Annotated in this window: 14 protein-coding genes; 3 read left to right on the top strand and 11 right to left on the bottom strand. The window is 53.1% G+C overall.

The annotated features are described in order from the left end of the window. Nucleotides 1–125: 125 nt before the first annotated feature. From BLO43_RS13920 to kdpF, 10 genes are all read right to left on the bottom strand, one after another. Nucleotides 126–1,730, bottom strand: a complete 1,605-nt coding sequence (locus BLO43_RS13920; RefSeq protein ID WP_090907590.1) for an ABC-F family ATPase — start codon at nt 1,728–1,730, stop codon at nt 126–128. A gap of 256 nt (nt 1,731–1,986) precedes the next feature. Beyond that, a complete protein-coding gene (locus tag BLO43_RS13915) occupies nt 1,987–3,081 on the bottom strand; it encodes a porin (RefSeq protein WP_090907589.1) in 1,095 nt (364 codons plus the stop codon). Between the two features lie 357 nt (nt 3,082–3,438). After that, nucleotides 3,439–3,765 carry a hypothetical protein gene (locus tag BLO43_RS13910; RefSeq protein ID WP_090907588.1) on the bottom strand — a complete coding sequence of 109 codons (327 nt, stop codon included), beginning with the start codon at nt 3,763–3,765 and terminating at the stop codon, nt 3,439–3,441. Nucleotides 3,766–4,208: 443 nt separating this feature from the next. Further along, nucleotides 4,209–4,499, bottom strand: a complete 291-nt coding sequence (locus tag BLO43_RS13900) for a hypothetical protein (RefSeq protein WP_090907586.1) — start codon at nt 4,497–4,499, stop codon at nt 4,209–4,211. A gap of 188 nt (nt 4,500–4,687) precedes the next feature. Continuing rightward, the gene (gene kdpE / locus BLO43_RS13895) at nt 4,688–5,389 is read right to left on the bottom strand and encodes a two-component system response regulator KdpE (protein WP_090907585.1); all 702 of its coding nucleotides are present in this window, start codon (nt 5,387–5,389) and stop codon (nt 4,688–4,690) included. A 16-nt stretch (nt 5,390–5,405) separates the two neighbouring features. Beyond that, nucleotides 5,406–8,243: a DUF4118 domain-containing protein gene (locus BLO43_RS13890; protein WP_090907584.1), complete on the bottom strand. Its 2,838-nt coding sequence runs from the start codon at nt 8,241–8,243 to the stop codon at nt 5,406–5,408. Between the two features lie 79 nt (nt 8,244–8,322). Next, nucleotides 8,323–8,895, bottom strand: coding sequence for a potassium-transporting ATPase subunit KdpC (gene kdpC, locus BLO43_RS13885; RefSeq protein WP_090907583.1), 573 nt, complete (start codon nt 8,893–8,895; stop codon nt 8,323–8,325). 9 nt (nt 8,896–8,904) lie between these two features. Continuing rightward, on the bottom strand, nt 8,905–10,971 hold the full coding sequence (gene kdpB, locus BLO43_RS13880) for a potassium-transporting ATPase subunit KdpB (protein ID WP_090907582.1): 2,067 nt from the start codon (nt 10,969–10,971) through the stop codon (nt 8,905–8,907). Nucleotides 10,972–10,983: 12 nt separating this feature from the next. Beyond that, nucleotides 10,984–12,792 carry a potassium-transporting ATPase subunit KdpA gene (gene kdpA, locus BLO43_RS13875; protein ID WP_090907581.1) on the bottom strand — a complete coding sequence of 603 codons (1,809 nt, stop codon included), beginning with the start codon at nt 12,790–12,792 and terminating at the stop codon, nt 10,984–10,986. Next, on the bottom strand, nt 12,792–12,875 hold the full coding sequence (kdpF, locus tag BLO43_RS17280) for a K(+)-transporting ATPase subunit F (RefSeq protein ID WP_368086145.1): 84 nt from the start codon (nt 12,873–12,875) through the stop codon (nt 12,792–12,794). The genes kdpA and kdpF overlap by 1 nt, the downstream gene beginning before the upstream one ends. Before the next feature lie 460 nt (nt 12,876–13,335). On the opposite strand from kdpF, the gene BLO43_RS13860 reads away from it, so the two are divergent. Together BLO43_RS13860 and tilS are read left to right on the top strand one after the other, a co-directional pair. Continuing rightward, the gene (locus BLO43_RS13860; protein WP_090907578.1) at nt 13,336–14,304 is read left to right on the top strand and encodes an acetyl-CoA carboxylase carboxyltransferase subunit alpha; all 969 of its coding nucleotides are present in this window, start codon (nt 13,336–13,338) and stop codon (nt 14,302–14,304) included. Next, nucleotides 14,273–15,703, top strand: a complete 1,431-nt coding sequence (gene tilS / locus BLO43_RS13855; protein WP_090907577.1) for a tRNA lysidine(34) synthetase TilS — start codon at nt 14,273–14,275, stop codon at nt 15,701–15,703. Before BLO43_RS13860 ends, tilS begins: the two co-directional genes overlap by 32 nt. Nucleotides 15,704–15,754: 51 nt before the next feature. Here tilS and BLO43_RS13850 read toward each other — a convergent pair whose 3' ends face one another. After that, on the bottom strand, nt 15,755–16,429 hold the full coding sequence (locus tag BLO43_RS13850) for a hypothetical protein (protein WP_254773483.1): 675 nt from the start codon (nt 16,427–16,429) through the stop codon (nt 15,755–15,757). A 216-nt stretch (nt 16,430–16,645) separates the two neighbouring features. Here BLO43_RS13850 and radA point away from each other — a divergent pair, with 216 nt between their 5' ends. Continuing rightward, nucleotides 16,646–17,995: a DNA repair protein RadA gene (gene radA, locus BLO43_RS13845; protein WP_090907576.1), complete on the top strand. Its 1,350-nt coding sequence runs from the start codon at nt 16,646–16,648 to the stop codon at nt 17,993–17,995. Nucleotides 17,996–18,032: the final 37 nt, after the last annotated feature.

Here is an 18,032-nt window from a genome sequence, read left to right as displayed (position 1 = left end):
ACCGGCGGAAGCCGGTATCCAGTGGTATTCAAAGCACGTCATTGCCGGCTTAGGCTGGATTCCAGGTCAAGCCTGGAATGACGAGATTCATCGTATTTTCTCGTGGGATAATTAGGAGAAATGACTCATACCACCCCTTGACCCAGCAGATAGTCTTCATAGCTGCCCTTGAAATCGCTGATTCCATCAGGCCTCATTTCGACGATGCGTGTGGCCAGTGAGGATACAAACTCCCGATCATGAGAAACGAAAATCAGCGTCCCCGTGTATTTTTCCAGTGCGCCATTCAGGGATTCAATGGATTCCATGTCGAGATGGTTGGTCGGTTCGTCCATAAGTAATACATTGTTCTTTTGTAGCATGAGCTTGCCGAACAGCATGCGCCCTTCCTCGCCGCCGGAGATTACTTTAACCGGTTTTTTTACTTCATCGCCGGAGAATAGCAGCCTGCCGAGAACGCTGCGTATCGTCTGATCGTCGTCGTGCTCGCGTCGCCACTGGGTCATCCAGTCGGTGAGCGGCATATCTGCTTCAAAATCACTCGCGTGATCTTGTGCAAAATAACCGGGGCGTGCTTTTTCCGCCCATTTTACTTCTCCTGCATCGGGTGGCAGATCGTTGGCTAGACATCGCAGCAGCGTGGTCTTACCGATACCGTTGGGACCGATGATGGCGATTTTCTCGCCTGCTTCGACATTGAGGCTGAATTTTTTCAGGAGCGGTTTTTCCATGCCGGCAAATTGCTTGGTGATACTTTGCACCGATACCGCCAGGCGATGCAGTTTTTCCCGCTCATCCATCTCAAAGCGAATATAGGGGTACTGGCGGCTGGATGGTTTTACGTCCTCCAGCTTTATTTTCTCGATCTGGCGTGCGCGGCTGGTGGCTTGCCGTGCTTTGGAGGCATTGGCGGAAAAACGGCTGACAAACGACTGCAATTCCGCGATCTGGGTCTTCTTCTTGGCATTGTCGGCCAGCATGCGCTCTCGTACCTGGGTGGACGCAGTCATGTAGTCGTCGTAATTGCCGGGGTAAATACGGATTTCCCCGTAATCCAGATCCGCCATGTGAGTACAGACACTGTTCAGAAAATGGCGATCGTGTGAAATGATGACGATGGTACTCCTGCTGGCGTTGATGACATCTTCAAGCCAGCGGATAGTATTGATGTCCAGATTATTGGTGGGTTCGTCCAGCAGCAGAATTTCGGGATTCGCAAATAGCGCCTGCGCCAGCAGCACACGCAGCTTGAATCCAGGCGCTATGGCGCTCATCAGCCCGGTATGCTGTGACAGCGGAATATCCACGCCCAGCAGCAATTCCCCGGCCCGCGCTTCGGCGGAATAGCCATCCAGCTCGGCGAAGCGCGCTTCAAGTTCGGCGGCGTGCATATAGTCGTCTTCGCTGGCGTCAGGATTGGCATAGATCGCGTCGCGTTCCTCCTTCACGCGCCACAGCTCTTCATGCCCCATCATGACGGTATCGATTACCGGGCAATTCTCGAAGGCGAACTGATCCTGACGCAATTTGCCCACCCGCTCACCGGCGTCAACACTGACATTGCCCGAAGTGGGTTCAAGATCGCCGCCGAGGATTTTCATGAAGGTGGATTTGCCGGAGCCGTTGGCTCCGATCAGGCCATAGCGGTTGCCGTCGCCGAATTTGACGGAGACATTTTCAAACAGGGGCTTGGCCCCGAATTGCATGGTGATATTGGCAGTGGTGATCAAAGCTCGCTTCCTGAAAAAGATAGCAAAAAAACCGCCTATTTTATACGTTTTTACAATGAATTCCGAGCATCGTTTGTGATTGCCGTCACCGGACCGGCCGAGAGCAGAGCAGATACGGCAGGCGTTCCGGAGGTCTTGTTTGCAAAATTGACTCTGTTCACGCAAACGGATTCAGCGCCCTGAACCTATTGGGTAAGAATTTCGGATATCTACCTACCATAACAATGAGTTGCTGGTCTGTGAGCAAATAATTGCATCAGAAATTGACAGCTAATGACGTTGTGATAAGCGTGTTATTGTCGGTGGCGGTACCATCCCGATTGGTAAAAATATTGTCTTTACTGCTCAATGTTCTTGCCTCAACCCGCCACAATAAATTGCTGGTGATGTGGTAATCAAAATTGGCTGAAAACCCCCATGTTTTAAAACCATTAGGTGTGCCGGATGCGATGATTACGCCGTGTCTGTCATCGTAGTATTCCAATCTGACTGCAATAGCGGTTTTTGCTGTGGGCGTGTATCTCAGAATAATCGTCGGGTTGAACCATGTATTCATGGTTGAAGAATTCTTGTTTCGTTGTTCAATACCAATATCAAAATTTATCGCGGCAGAAAGTGCCTCAGTCACGCTAAAAATGCCATAGAAATTATGAAAGTAACGCATCTGCCTGGTGCTGTCAGGTTTGTCGCTACCGATAAATGTGCTGCTATTCAATGTTATTTTTGAGGAAGGTTTATAAGTAATCTGGGTACCAAATGCGGGAACAGTATTCCCTTCCACTGGTTTAATGTGTTGCCAACCGTTTAGAGCTAATGCACTAAAAAACCATTTTTCATTCTTTGATGTGTAACTGATCTTAGCGCCTGATTCAAAATAGGGGGTATTCTCTGCACCCATACTCCGGGTTAATGTCCAATTATCTTTACCCACCGCGCTTTCAAGACCGATGTGTGAAGCGAAGACACCGGCATCCAGCCACAGATTATTTTCTCCTGACAGCTTTACACCCACATTACCTTCGTAGAAATTTCCCAATATGCCAGGCTCGGCCGCATAGTTGGCATTCATATAGGTACCCGTCGCTAACGCAAGGTTGCCCCTGATTTTGTTTGTGTTATACGATCCTTTCAGGAAAGCCAAATTTACTGAAGCTTCATTGTTTTTATTGAAATTAAAGAGAAACGAAGGCTTGGTGTCTCCGATCGGGTTATTGAAATCACCGCCATAGTAAGTTTCCGCGTAGCCGCTAATGGTGAATGGTGAGAGGAAACGGTTGAAAATTCCGGTACTGACTTGTGCATTGGCTTGTAGGGTTGTCAGTAGACAAGCGGCCAACACTATTCTTTTCATCTTTGTCTTCTACGCCTCCGGCAAGTTTGACCGGGGAAACGCGTTTATCAGCTATAAGTAACTGAATATTAGAAGAAAAAGTATAAAAATATTGTAAATAGCCAGCGAATTGTTATAAAAAATTCGTAAAAATCGTGCATGTATCAGGAGGGTTCTTTTTCGCACGATTAGACGATTAGGGTAGGCCTCTTCCGGGGACAAATTTCACCTTATTCAACCGCGGGATTCGGTTTGAGTCATGCCTACCGGGAAGCGCGCCGTTCTTTTTCCAGGTAGTGAACAGGGTATTCGGCTTGTCTCGCTTGGTCAGCCGCTCGTCGGAAAGCGCTTCGAGAAACTCGGCCAAGCGTTTCGATTTCACTCATTGCGGCGAAATACGTGAATTGGCGAGCGCCCGAACCTTCCATCGCCATCACTGCCACCGCCCTCGCCATACAAAAAGCGTTGCACGAAGGGCAGGAAAGTGACAAATTCCTTGTAATGCCTTTCTTTGAAATTGGCTGGATCGACGCTGAACTCGTCCGCCACTTCATTCCATACCGAATCAGTGCTTGTCGCGCTCAGGCATTCCCAATGATTCTGAATCTGTGTGTCTTCATGGTGCGGCAGCAACTGCACCGGCCAAAGCACGATTTCCCTGAATTTCTCGACGTTTGGCAATTGAAGCGGTTCCGTGGCATTCATTCTCATCCCTGACTTGTTGAGAGAACTGGATTGTTGCTGATTTCGACATATTACGCCTCGCATGTCTGGGAGATTAAGTCCTTCCAACCGGTGCAAAATTCAAGCCTTGCGGTGGCCGCCCATTTTTTGCCCGCTTCGCGGATTGCCTGCTTTCCCGTTTTACGTCGGCAAAAGCGGGGATGCGTCGGTTTACGCCGCGCTAATCCGACCTACGGAACTACCGAACTTTGTTTTTATGCCATTTCCATTTTTTTCTTCTTTGTATTTCACACGTGAAAATACAGGTTATTGGCCTTCCGTAGGCTATATTGTGGCGCACGAGATTGACCTGGTGCGCTTTTCCGCATATCGGGCAACGGTGTGGATAAAATCCGTTGTAGGCAGCTTCATTCGAGGCTGGCGAGAGATCATATGTTTGCTGGCCGGGTGGTTTAGAGCATAGGCTAGTCATGGTGAGGCATATCGGACGATATATTCTCGATCTTCGCGGCATGTGCGGTCGAAAGTATGGCGGAAATTATGCTGTCAGACCGATTGTCATCGGACGTAACCTCCAGTCGCATATGATCTTCACGCCTGGCAATGGCGGTCCCGCAGTACCAGTCGCCGAGTTCGCCGATGCATGTCCGATTTGACACCGGGACAATTATCAGTCTATTCGCGCCTGCGAAAAAAATGGCTTTACGCACCGCTGCCATTTCTGATGCGCTCACTACGATGTTGATGCGTTTCATGCGATTCTCCTTATCAAACAAGCTCAGTAGAGCCTGAATCAAATGCTAGAAGAAACAGCATAAAAACGTAGTAAATAAACAACCATCGACCGTAAAAAAATCATAAAAATGGCTTGATCGGGCATTCACCGGGCTACGCTTTACTATTTGATCGACGGTATCCAAATTTGGAAGTGCTCTCGACGGCGCTATTCCAGAGACAACAGTAATCGGTAGCCCACAGCGGTTTCGGTTTGAAGATATTTCGGTTGTGCGGGATCGTCTTCGAGTTTTTGCCTCAAATGCCCCATATAAATGCGTAGATAGTGACCGCTTTCCGAGTGTGACGGTCCCCAGACTGCGCGCAGGAGTTGCGGGCTGGTTACCACCCGCCCCGCATTTTTCACCAGCATCGTCAGCAGCCGATATTCTAGCGGCGTTAAGTGAACTACTTGATTAGCCTTGGTTATGAGGCGCGCCTTGAGATCGATCCTGACATCTCCAAACTCGCAAACCCCATGATCGCTAACGCCAGGCTGGAGGTTTCGCCGTTGCATGGCGCGTACCCGCGCCAGAAGTTCGCCGACGCCGAACGGTTTGGTGAGGTAGTCGTCGGCCCCGGCATCAAGCGCTTTGATCTTATCCTGCTCATTGATGCGCGCCGACAAAACGATGATAGGAATCGATGACCATTTCCTGACGTCCAGGATGAAATCGACCCCGTCACCATCAGGCAGGCCGAGATCCAGGATAACGAGGTCCGGTTTGCGTGTTCCCGCATCGATGAGCCCCCGCCGGATGGTTTCTGATTCGAAGACTTGCCATCCTTCCGTCTCCAGCGCCATGCGCACGAAACGCCGTATTTGCGGCTCATCTTCGATTATTAGCGCAACGGGTACGGATTGACTCATGGGCGCGCCTTTAGATTCACAGTTCCGCAGGCCGGCTTAGGGCAGCGTCATCCGGTGTATCTCCCTCATTTACGAGATTGACAGCACTTTCATCCATCTTGGGCATATCCGGAGGCGTGCCGAGCGGAAGCGTAAATATGAAAGAGGCTCCACCAGTCGATGCGGTTTCGGCATGGATAGTGCCGCCGTGCGCCTCGACGATGGCGCGGCAAATTGCAAGTCCCAGACCAACGCCCGGTTTAGCCGATTCTCGCTCACCCCGGGTGAATTTCTCGAAAATAGCCTCTTCCATGCCACGAGGTAGCCCAGGCCCATTATCGGAAACAGTCACTTCCAGAAATCGCGCTTTCACCTCGGCGGCAATAATGAAACATGAATCGGGCGGCGTGTATTTGCTCGCATTTTCAAGGAGGTTACACAGCACTCGCTCGATCAGCACGGCATCGAAGCGCACAAGAGGCAAATCATGGGCGAGCCGGGTTTGCATATGATGTTGGATAAGCTGCGAGCGGCAGGCACGCAGCGCGCTGCCGACAACTTCTTCGAAGGGTTGCCATTGCAGATTGAGTTTGACTTCGCCACTCTGAATGTGCGCCATATCCAGCAGATTTGACACCAGATTATTCATTCGAAGTGCTTCGTCGCGCAAGGCGACCGCAAGTTCCCGCTGCGGTGGAGCAAGCGGCGCGGACCGCGCGAGCGAATCGGATAGCCCCACAAGCGACGTCAGCGGCGTGCGCAAGTCGTGCGACAGCGCGGAGAGCAAGGAATTACGCAGCCGTTCGGATTCCATGCGTATCAGCGCACCCTGCGCGATTTCGATATAATGCACCCGCTCCAGCGCAATCGCTGCCAGCGTGGCAAAGGTGTCGAGCTGCCGCCGTTGCTCGGGAATGAGCATCCAATGGCGGTTCTCCGGCTGGATGGCCAGGAGGCCACGTGTACGCATGGGGGCGACCAGCGGCAGATAGAAGAAGCTGCCGCCAGGAAGCGTATCCGTTCCGATACCTGCGGATATCGCATGGTCAAATGCCCATTGCGCGATACCCATATCCAGCTTGTATAGATGTTCCAGCGCAGATACGGGTGAAGCGGTTGATTCTTCACCAGGCGCGAGGGGCGGCGGTTGTAAGTGACCCGCCTCATCTGGTAATAGCAATGTCGCCTGTGCGCGAAAAGTGCGCTGAATGAAGGTGCGCGTGCTCTCGAATATTTGCTCCGTCTGCAATGCGCCGGACAATTCGCGCGCAAATTCATACAAGGCGCGCGACCGGGATTCGCGATGCGATGCAACACGAGCCTGATAGCGCAAATCAGCGGTAAGATGGCCAGTGATCAAGCTCACCGCAAGCATTATCGCAAATGTCACCAGGTACTGCAGGTCACTGACAGCAAACGAAAATCTCGGCGGTACAAAAAAGAAATCGAACGCTATGATCCCCACGAACGTGGCGGCCACCGCAGGTCCGCGTCCTAATCGCACGGCAACCAGCACCACGGTCAGTAAAAAAAACATGACGATGTTGGCCAAATCCAGATAGAGCGACAACGGCATGGCCGCAAGCGCTGTTACCAGGCTGGCCGCCGCTGCCCAGAAGTAACTCCACTGGCGCGCGGGGCGGTGTTTTGAAGAAGAGAGTTTTCTCCCTTCCGTGTGTCGGGCTGCTTCGTTCGATCTTTCCAAAACCGGCGGTTCTTCCGGATTTGCATGGCCGATTTCAATCAAATCCATGTCCGGTGCGTAGGCAGCGATGCGTTTTAGATATCCGGTCCGCCAGGGCCACGCAGGGTGGCCACGTCCCACTATGATATTTGAGAAATTATGACTTTGCGCATAGTCGACGATCGCAAGCGCAATGTCATTTCCGGTCAGTATCGCTGTAGTGGCGCCATTATCCTGCGCAAGCTTCAGTATCTTCAGGATTCGTTCGCGATGTGCCGACGGCAGATGCTGTAATTGCGGCGTCTCAACATAAATCGCGTGCCAGTTGGCATTCAATTGACTGGCCAGCCGTGCCGTGCTTCGAATCACATGCTCGCCTCCCATCCTGGGTCCAACGCAAGCAAGCAGGGTTGAATCCGTCTTCCATACCGCGCTGATGGATTTTTCAATCCGGTAAGCCTGCACATCATCCTCTACGCGATCTGCGGTGCGGCGCAGCGCTAGTTCGCGCAATGCGATCAGGTTGCCTTTACGAAAAAAATTACGCGCCGCGCGCTCCGCCTGTTGCGCCTGATAGACTTTTCCGGCCTTGAGCCGCATGAGCAACTCATCCGCTGTAATATCCACCAGCACGACTTCGTTGGCTTCATCAAACACGGTATCAGGCAAAGTTTCTCCAATGCGAATACCGGTAATTCCGCCCACGACGTCATTCAGACTTTCCAGGTGCTGCACATTGACCGTTGTGAATACGTCGATGCCTGCGTCCAATAACTCTTCGACATCCTGCCAGCGTTTGGGGTGGCGCGAATCCGGTGCATTGGTATGCGCCAGTTCATCTATTAGAATCAGCGCGGGCTGGCGCGCCAGCGCCGCATCGATATCGAATTCAGTGATAGCTTTACCGCGGTAGCTGATTTCCTTTTGTGGTAGAACCTCAAGCCCGTTGACGAGTGACGCGGTTTCATTGCGGCCATGCGATTCGACCACCCCGACCACCACGTCATGGCCATCAGCCTGCAATTGCCGTGCGGCGGTCAGCATCGCATAAGTTTTGCCGACCCCTGCGGAAGCACCAAAATAAACGCGGAGTTTTCCACGGGATGCGTGGCGCTCCTGTGCCTGTACTTGCGCCAGCAGGGCGTCCGGGTCGGGGCGCGGAGGGTAGCGCTGGTTGTCAACTGGGCACATGATTAGCGATATTTTATCTATAAGAAATGGCAGGTAGCGAGTATTGCAGGCCGCGTTAGCGCAGCAGCCTGGCGGACCCTTAACGCCGTTGGTCGAGTGCCAGATTCAGTGTCAGTACATTGACGCGTGGTTCGCCGAAGAAGCCAAAATACTGCGGTTCGCCGCGTTTATCAATCATGCCGCGTACTTCTTCAGTAGTCAGTTGACGCGCACGCGCGATCCGTCCCGCCTGATAGTAAGCAGCGGCCAGACTGATTTCCGGGTCCAGGCCACTGGCTGAGGCAGTCACCAGGTCAACTGGAAGCCGTGTGGTATTGCCGGGATCGGCTGTTCTCAAGGCGTCAATACGTGTTTTTAACGCGTCGATCTGCGCGGGATTGGTTGGACCGAGATTCGAGCCGCCCGACGATGCGGCGTTGTTCGGCATCGGACCGGTGGCCGAAGGCCGTCCCCAGAAATAGCCGGAGGATGAAAATGCTTGACCGATCAGCATGGACCCGACAGGCTGGCCATCACGCAACACCAGGCTGCCCGTTACCTTATCTGCAAAGAGTATTTGCCCGATGCCGGTGATCGCAAACGGGTACAGTACGCCGCAAACAAGCGTCAGCGTAGTGAGCAATACGAACGCGGGACGAAGGTTGGATTTCATGCCAGGCTCCTAAACAAGATGGAGAGCAGTCAGCGCCATGTCGATCACCTTGATTCCAGCAAAAGGCACTAGAATGCCGCCCAATCCATAAATCAGCAAATTACGGCGCAATAGCAGGGCGGCGCCCACGGCACGATATTTCACGCCCTTTAATGCCAGGGGAATTAATATCACAATGATCAGCGCGTTGAAAATCACGGCGGAAATGATTGCCGATGAGGGGCTGGCAAGCTGCATCACGTCCAGCGCCGCCAGTTGCGGATAAGTGGTGACGAAAGCCGCCGGAATAATGGCAAAATACTTGGCGGCATCGTTGGCTATAGAGAAGGTGGATAAGGCCCCGCGTGTCATCAGCATTTGCTTGCCGATCTCGACGATTTCAAGCAATTTGGTCGGATTGGAGTCGAGGTCGACCATGTTGCCTGCCTCTTTCGCCGCCTGCGTACCGGAATTCATCGCAACAGCCACATCCGCCTGCGCCAGCGCGGGCGCATCGTTGGTACCATCGCCCGTCATCGCAACCAGGCGTCCCTCGGTTTGATAGGTTCGAATCAGCTTGAGCTTGTCTTCGGGCGTGGCTTCCGCCAGGAAATCATCGACTCCCGCTTCGGCTGCGATCGCGGCGGCAGTCAGTCTATTGTCGCCGGTGATCATTACGGTCCTGATGCCCATGCGGCGCAGCTCGGCAAAACGCTCCTTGATACCGCCTTTGACGATATCCTTGAGTTCTACCACTCCCATGACACAGTCATCGTCGACCACGACCAACGGCGTACTGCCGCGGCGCGCAATATCCCCCACAGCTCGAGTGACTTCAGAAGGGTAAGGATGTCCCAGCGATTCAACATATTTTTTCATCGAATCGGCGGCGCCTTTGCGGATGGCACGACTGCCGATATCCACGCCGCTTATGCGGGTCTGCGCACTGAATGGAACAAATGTCGCGTTCAACGATGCTATCTCGCGTCCACGAATGTTGAAGCGCTGCTTTGCCAGCACGACAATGCTGCGTCCCTCCGGTGTTTCATCCGCCAGCGATGCCAGTTGGGCGGCATCGGCCAGTTGCTCCTCTGTAATATTCGGAGCCGGGACGAATGTTGCTGCTTGCCGGTTGCCTAGCGTGATGGTGCCGGTTTTATCCAGCAACAGTACATCCACGTCGCCAGCGGCTTCCACTGCACGGCCAGACGTGGCGATGACATTAGCCTGCATCATGCGACTCATGCCCGCTACGCCGATAGCGGACAGCAAGCCGCCGATCGTGGTCGGAATCAGGCACACCAATAATGCGATAAGTATCGTGATCGTAACCGGCGTGCCAACCTGGGCAGCCTCTACGCTGAACAATGAGAATGGCAACAGGGTAACTGTTACCAGCAAAAAAATGATGGTCAATGCAATCAGCAGGATATTCAGCGCAACTTCGTTCGGCGTCTTTTGCCGTTTGGCGCCTTCGACCATGGCGATCATGCGATCAATGAATGCCTCGCCCGGATTGACTGCGATACGGATCACGAGCCAGTCAGACAGCACGCGAGTACCGCCCGTTACGGCAGAAAAGTCGCCGCCCGATTCTCGGATAACCGGTGCGGATTCACCGGTGATAGCGCTTTCATCGACCGATGCAACGCCTTCGATCACTTCTCCGTCGGCCGGAATGACATCACCCGCTTCCACCAGCACGGTATCGCCCTTGCGCAGGCTGGTGGCGGGTGTCGATGTCCAGCTGCCGCCATAACGCGGCGCGTCCAGTTTCTTGGCAGTGACCGTTTGTTTCAGGGCGCGGAGTGAAGCCGCCTGCGCCTTGCTGCGGCCCTCCGCCAGTGCTTCGGCGAAGTTTGCAAACAGCACCGTGAACCACAGCCATACCGTAATGGTGAGAATAAAAGCAGGGCTTTCCTCACCACCGCCGGTAGCCGACTGCATGAACAACAAAGTGGTGATAATGCTGCCGATATAAACGACAAACATCACCGGACTGCGCCATTGAGTGCGCGGGTCCAGTTTTTTGAATGCATCAATGATGGCCGGGCCAATCAATGCGGAGTCGAAAAGTGTCAGGCTTTTGCGTGACATGCCAGATCCCTCTTAGCGTATGACATAAAGTTGTAAATGCTCGACAATCGGTCCCAGTGCAATGGCCGGAATGTAGGTCAGTACCCCGACCATAATGACGGTACCGACGAGAAGTGCGATAAAGAGGGAGCCATGGGTTGGCATTGTTCCCGCAGTCACTTCAAGACGCTTCTTTGCGGCTAGCGAGCCGGCAATCGCCAACACCGCCACGATAGGAGTAAAGCGGCCAAACCACATCGCGATTGCCAGCAGGATATTGTAGAACGGTGTATTGGCCGATAAGCCGGCAAAAGCGCTGCCGTTATTATTGGCGGCCGACGACAATGCATATAAAATTTCGGAAAAGCCATGTGCGCCGGGATTCAAAATACCTGCCTTACCGGAAGCAACCGTGATTGCCAATGCAGTCCCGCCCAGCACCAGCAGCGGCGTGACAAGAATCGCAATCGAGACCATTTTCATTTCAAACGACTGAATTTTCTTGCCCAGATATTCGGGCGTGCGGCCAATCATCAACCCGGCGATGAATACGGCAAGGATGGCGAAAATCAGCATACCGTATAAACCGGATCCGACCCCGCCGAACACCACTTCCCCTAGTTGCATCAGCAGCATCGGTACCATCCCGCCGAGGGGCGTCAAGGAATCATGCATCGTATTTACCGCGCCGCAGGATGCCGCCGTGGTGACCGCTGCGAACAATGCGGAAGCGCTGATGCCAAAGCGTGTTTCCTTGCCTTCCATGTTGCCACCGGATTGCAGCGCATTGGCCGTCTGATCAATGCCCAGTGCTTGCAATCCTGGATGCGCCTGCTGCTCCGTGATCAGCACGACTGTTGTCATCGCCACGAAAATTACTGTCATCGCACCCAATACCGCCCAGCCCTGACGTATATCGCCGACCATGCGGCCGAACGCAAAACACAGTCCGGCGGGAATCAGCAGAATCGACAGCATCTCGGCAAAATTCGACAATGGTGTTGGGTTCTCGTAAGGGTGCGCCGAGTTCGCATTAAAAAACCCGCCACCATTCGTGCCGAGCAGCTTGATGGCTTCCTGTGAAGCGACCGGCCCCATCGCCAGCGTTTGGGTTTTGGCAATCCTGGATTCCATCACTGGGTTGCCCTTTTCGTCACGTACCGGTTGGCCGTCTGAACCGGTTTTCGCCTGCTGATAGGTGACGGGCTCAATCAAGCTTACTTCCTTGTATGCGGAAAAATTCTGGATCACGCCCTGGCTGATCAGAAATACGGCAAATAGCGTTGACAGCGGTAGCAACACATAGAGTGTCGAACGGGTAAGGTCATGCCAGAAATTGCCGATTGATTTTACCGAGTGGCGTTTGAAACCGCGGATCAGTGCGTAGGCGACGGCCATGCCGGTCGCGGCCGACAAAAAATTCTGCCCCGTCAGCACCAGCATTTGCGTCAGATAGCTCATCGTCGATTCACCGACATAACCTTGCCAGTTGGTATTGGTGGTAAAGCTGATGGCGGTATTGAATGACGAATCGGGATTGACGTTGGCAAATGCCTGCGGATTGAGCGGTAACCAGGCTTGCAGGCGTTGCACTGCGTAAACGGTTAACCCGCCCAGCGCATTAAACACCAGTAGTGCCAATGCATAGACCTGCCATCCCATTTCCGAATCTGGCGAGATACCGGCAAGACGGTAAAAGAAGTCTTCAATTTTTCTTATCCACATTAGGCCGCGTATGGGCTCCCCCTCGCCGACTTTTGCCAGATACGTACCCAAAGGATAAGCCAGCATCAGCAGTGTGGCGAGGAACACCACAAGCAAAACGAGAGATTGCGCAGTCATTACAAATCCTCTGCGTTTATCAGGGCAACGACCAGATATATTAATAGACCAGCCGCGACGACCGCGCCAATAACATAAAACATGTTCATTGACGCTCGCCCAGTTTGCCGCAGCCGATGGCAAACGCACAGGTTACGAGCAGGAGCGCCAGGATTGCACCGATATATAGAAGATCCATTGTCGCCCCGACCAGGCTATTTTGAATATAGACAGATTAACCGGGGTCGCCTAAAAATCTTGTAAATATCTGGTCAACGGGCGTAAAGAAAGTGTAAAAATTGCGGTGTTATCGAATGCATGCAATTGAATCCAGCGATTATGGATTTCCAGATGTGATGCTGAGGAACTGCTGAATCGGTATCCTGATACAGTCGTGCGGTATTTTGGTATTCCTGTATCATTGCGGTTTCAAAATTACGCCCATGTTTCATAACCCTAAATCCGGCGGTTGACTTTTTAAGCTTAGCACTATGATTCACAAAGATTTTTTTATCCATCTGACCGTCACCTTTAGGGTGGGTTCGTCTAACTGCGGGATTTAGGATGAAAATCACCTTCCTGGATTTCGAACAGCCCATCGCCGAGCTTGAAGCAAAAATCGAGGAGCTGCGTTTTGCACAGGACGATTCGGCGGTAGATATATCGGCGGAAATCCTGCGCCTGCAGAAGAAAAGCCAGTCGCTCACGAACGGCATATACGCCAAGCTTACACCGTGGCAAATTTCGCAGGTTGCGCGACACCCGCAGCGCCCCTATACGCTCGACTATATCCAGCATCTGTTCACCGATTTCGAGGAGCTTCACGGTGACCGGAATTTCGCCGATGATCAGGCCATCATCGGCGGATTGGCACGGTTTATGGGGGAGACGGTCATGGTTATCGGTCACCAGAAGGGCCGTGATACCAAGGAAAAAATTCATCGTAATTTCGGCATGCCCAGGCCCGAAGGCTATCGCAAGGCACTGAGATTGATGCGTCTAGCGGAAAAATTCTCGGTGCCGTTATTTACTTTCATCGATACGCCGGGTGCGTACCCCGGCATCGGCGCTGAAGAACGCGGCCAGTCGGAAGCCATCGGCAGGAATCTCTATGTGCTGGCGGAACTCAAGGTACCGGTAATTTGTACCATCATCGGCGAGGGCGGTTCCGGCGGCGCGCTGGCGGTAGCGGTGGGCGATGTCGTGCAGATGTTGCAATACGCAACCTATTCTGTCATTTCCCCCGAAGGCTGTGCCTCCATCCTGTGGAAAAGCGCGGACAAGGCGCCGGAAGCCGCCGAGATTATGGGCATCACCGCCCATCGGCTCAAAACCATGGGGCTGATCGACAAGATTATCAGTGAGCCGCCGGGCGGGGCTCATCGCGATTACCCTGCCATCATGCAATCCGTGAGGAAAGCATTGCAGGAATCGCTTCGGCAATTTCAGGGCTACGCGACAGAGCTGTTGCTGGAGAAACGCTTTGAACGGCTGATGGGATATGGCAAGTTCAAGGAAGTTAAAGTCAAGTAGCATCTTCAGCAAGGCCGAAAATGCGTTGCGCGAGCAGACTCGGCGTGGCGATCATCTGGTTGCGGCGTTGAGCGGCGGGGTGGATTCGGTCGTGCTGCTGGATTTGCTCATTCCACTGTCGGTTCATTTGCAGTTTTCACTCTCCGCCGTTCACGTCAATCATGGTATCAGCACCCATGCGGCCCAATGGGCCAAGTTCTGCCGCGACTTGTGCCGGACCAGGGGTGTTCCTCTCAAAATTGCCAGATTAAAAATCAAGCGGGAATCCGGTATCAGCCTGGAAGCGGCTGCCCGTGATGCGCGCTATCGGATATTCGCACAACAAAAAGCCGAGTATGTGGTGTTGGCTCAACATCTGGACGATCAGGCTGAAACGCTGCTGCTGCAATTGTTGCGAGGGGCCGGTGTGAAGGGGCTGGGCGCGATGCCGGTAGTCAGGAATTTCGCGCCCCCGATTAAACATGATGCGTCAGAAACCCGGAAACGTGCGTACGGAAGCAGCGCCGGTACGACGGATTATGGGCCGCGGATATTGCGGCCAATCCTCGATGTATCGCGGTTCGAAATCGAGGATTACGCCAGGAGAAATGCATTGCGGTGGATCACTGATGAAAGCAATGGTGACATTTCTTTCGACCGCAATTTCCTGCGCCATGAATTTTTTCCTCTGCTGGAAAAGCGCTTTCCTTCCTACCGTACGACTTTTTCGCGCGCAAGTCGGCATATAGCGGAAGCAGCAGATTTGCTTGATGAACTGGCCGAAGCCGATAGCAACAAATGTGTCGTCCCAGGAAAACTTCAAGCTGGGGATTTACGGGAATTGAGTTTTCCCCGCGCCAGGAATCTGTTGCGCTACGCGTTGTCGCAGCAGGGCGCAATACTGCCCAGCACAGCAAAACTGGAAGAAATCTTGCGCCAGTTGCGGTCCTCGAGCGCCGATTCAAAACTGCATATCATTTTTGGGAATACGGAGGTGCGTTGTTTCAGGGGGGTGGTTCATGTGCGCAATGCCGATTCATCTCCCGACTCAGAATGGCGGACCACATGGAACGGAGAAAAGCAGCTCCCCATCGCTGGTCTGGGTACCGTCAAATTCACGCGCCGGAAGGGTGCAGGAATCAATCTTCGGAAACTGATGGAGAGTCCTGTTACCGTGCGGATGCGCCAAGGGGGTGAACGGCTGCGCCCGGACTGCAACCGTCCGCGCCGCAGCCTCAAAAATCTTCTGCGGGAAGCGTTGCTCCCGCTGTGGGAACGGGAAACACTCCCGCTGATCTTCAGCGGGGAGCATCTGGTGTGTGTGCCGGGAATCGGTGTGGATTGCGGCTTTCAGGCGCTGGCGATGGAGCCCGGCATAGTGATAGAGTGGAAATCAGGGGGAAAACCAAGGTCAGCGTGACATACTTTACGCTGCTGTTTCACGTCTCCCAGTTGAAACAGCCCTATATTGTTATTTTCCGGTCCCGGGCTTCGTTCCATATTCATTTTGAGCAGGTGGCGGATTAAGCGGCTTGCGATAGAGAGAGCCGAGTTCTGGCGCCGATGTGAGATCGGTCGAGGTAAATGCAAATATAAAAAAAACCGTATAATCATTGTAATAGGCGTCGGCTAGAAAAGGAGGGGTTGATCCGGCAAATTTGCCCGACGGCAGTTCAAAAATATTCATATAGAATTTTGCGTATCCGGTCTGGTATTGAGATTTATAGAACGCTAATTCCGGTAACGAAAAGGGAATAAGTGAACTCGTGACCGGGGGCATGCCGATGAATGTTCCGGATACCTCGGTGCCCAGCGATCCTACAATCACATCAATGCGATGCGTTGCATTTTTATCGTCTTTCTGAACAACCAGGTAACCCTGCTGCCCTAACCAGCCGGTCAAAACTTGCTGCAGGAGAACTTGATCCGTGTTCAATCCTGATGTGGTAAGTATGACGTTTGCGCCCTTAGGAATAGGCAGAGGACGCTCAGGCGTGGGGGAAGCACTCCGTATCGCAGCTTCGCTGATGAGCAATTGTTCGATGGGCGTTCTTGCAGACTGGGTGGTTTTGTGGGTGGTCGAGCACCCTGTTAGCAATGCGATGGAAACCGCGCCCAAGGCCATAATTTTTAAAAAAATATTCATAATTCTATCCTCCACGCATTAGTTCTCAAAGGGCTGGAAAAGAGATTGCGAGCATAAAACATCAACACGCTCGCCAACGATATGTTTACGATTATTTATAACATAGATGAAATTAATATTTTCTCTAATTTTTAATGTATTCCAAGAAAAACTCATCAGTATTTAAAACTTGGCTATATGAGGGTTGGAGGAATATGACAAGTTATTTTCTTGAAAATGGCTAAACCAAAATCTATTTATTCCTGCACCGAATGTGGTGGCCAGACACCAAAATGGCAGGGCCAATGCCCGCATTGCCAGGCATGGAACACGCTGGTAGAGGCCATCGCCGAGAAAACGGTGTCGCGTTTTACCCCTGTATCCGTAACGAGCGAGGTGCAGAATCTGAGCGAAGTGGAGGCGGGCGAAGAGCCACGCTATTCCACGGGAGTGGTTGAGTTCGACCGGGTATTGGGTGGTGGTCTGGTGCATGGCGGTGTGGTATTGCTGGGCGGCGATCCGGGCATCGGCAAGTCCACGCTGTTGCTGCAAGCGCTGTGTCATATGTCCGCTGCGCGCAATGTGCTGTATGTGAGCGGTGAGGAGTCGGCGCGGCAGGTGGCTCTGCGGGCAAAACGTCTGGCGCTGGATGCAAAAGCGGTGCATTTGCTGGCAGAAATCCGGCTGGAGAGGATTCAGGCGGTGCTGGCCGAACGCAAGCCAGACATAGCGGTTATCGACTCGATCCAGACAGTATATTCTGACGCGCTGCAATCCGCGCCCGGTTCGGTGGCGCAGGTGCGCGAGTGCGCCGCCCAATTGACTCGGCTGGCCAAGGCCAGCGGCACGTGCATTATTCTGGTGGGTCATGTGACCAAGGAAGGCGCGCTGGCCGGGCCGCGCGTACTGGAGCACATGGTGGATACGGTGCTCTATTTCGAAGGTGATACCCACTCCAGTTTTCGTCTGATCCGCGCTTTCAAGAACCGCTTTGGCGCGGTGAATGAATTGGGCGTGTTTGCCATGAGCGAAAAAGGTTTGCGTGAAGTGAGCAATCCTTCGGCGCTATTTCTTTCTCATCATGGCGGACAGGTGCCGGGTTCCTGCGTCATGGTGACTCAGGAAGGCACGCGTCCGCTACTGGTGGAAATACAGGCGCTGGTGGATGAGGCGCACGCACCCAATCCACGGCGATTAAGCGTGGGGCTGGAACAGAACCGGCTGGCGATGCTGCTGGCGGTGCTACACCGCCATGCGGGAATTCCCTGTTTCGATCAGGATGTATTCGTCAACGCGGTCGGTGGCGTGAAAATTACTGAACCAGGCGCGGATCTGGCAGTTTTGCTCGCTATTGTTTCCTCGCTCAAGAACAAGCCGCTGCCAGAAAAAATGGTGGTATTCGGTGAAGTCGGGCTGGCGGGAGAAGTGCGCCCTGTTCAGCGCGGCCAGGAACGGTTGAAAGAAGCTGTCAAGCTGGGCTTTACGCAAGCCATCATCCCAAAGGCCAACAAGCCGAAACAGGCGATTTCGGGTATTGAGATTATTGCGGTGGAACGAGTGGAAGAAGCAGTTGCAAAAATGCGTTGAAAATACAAGCTTTGTGAGTATGCATACTTTAGTTTAT

Source organism: Nitrosospira sp. Nsp13 (genome assembly GCF_900101945.1).
In the GTDB taxonomy this organism is placed as follows: domain Bacteria; phylum Pseudomonadota; class Gammaproteobacteria; order Burkholderiales; family Nitrosomonadaceae; genus Nitrosospira; species Nitrosospira multiformis_D.
The sequence above is the reverse complement of the archived record's forward strand: the minus strand, read 5'-3'. Positions and strand labels throughout refer to the sequence as shown.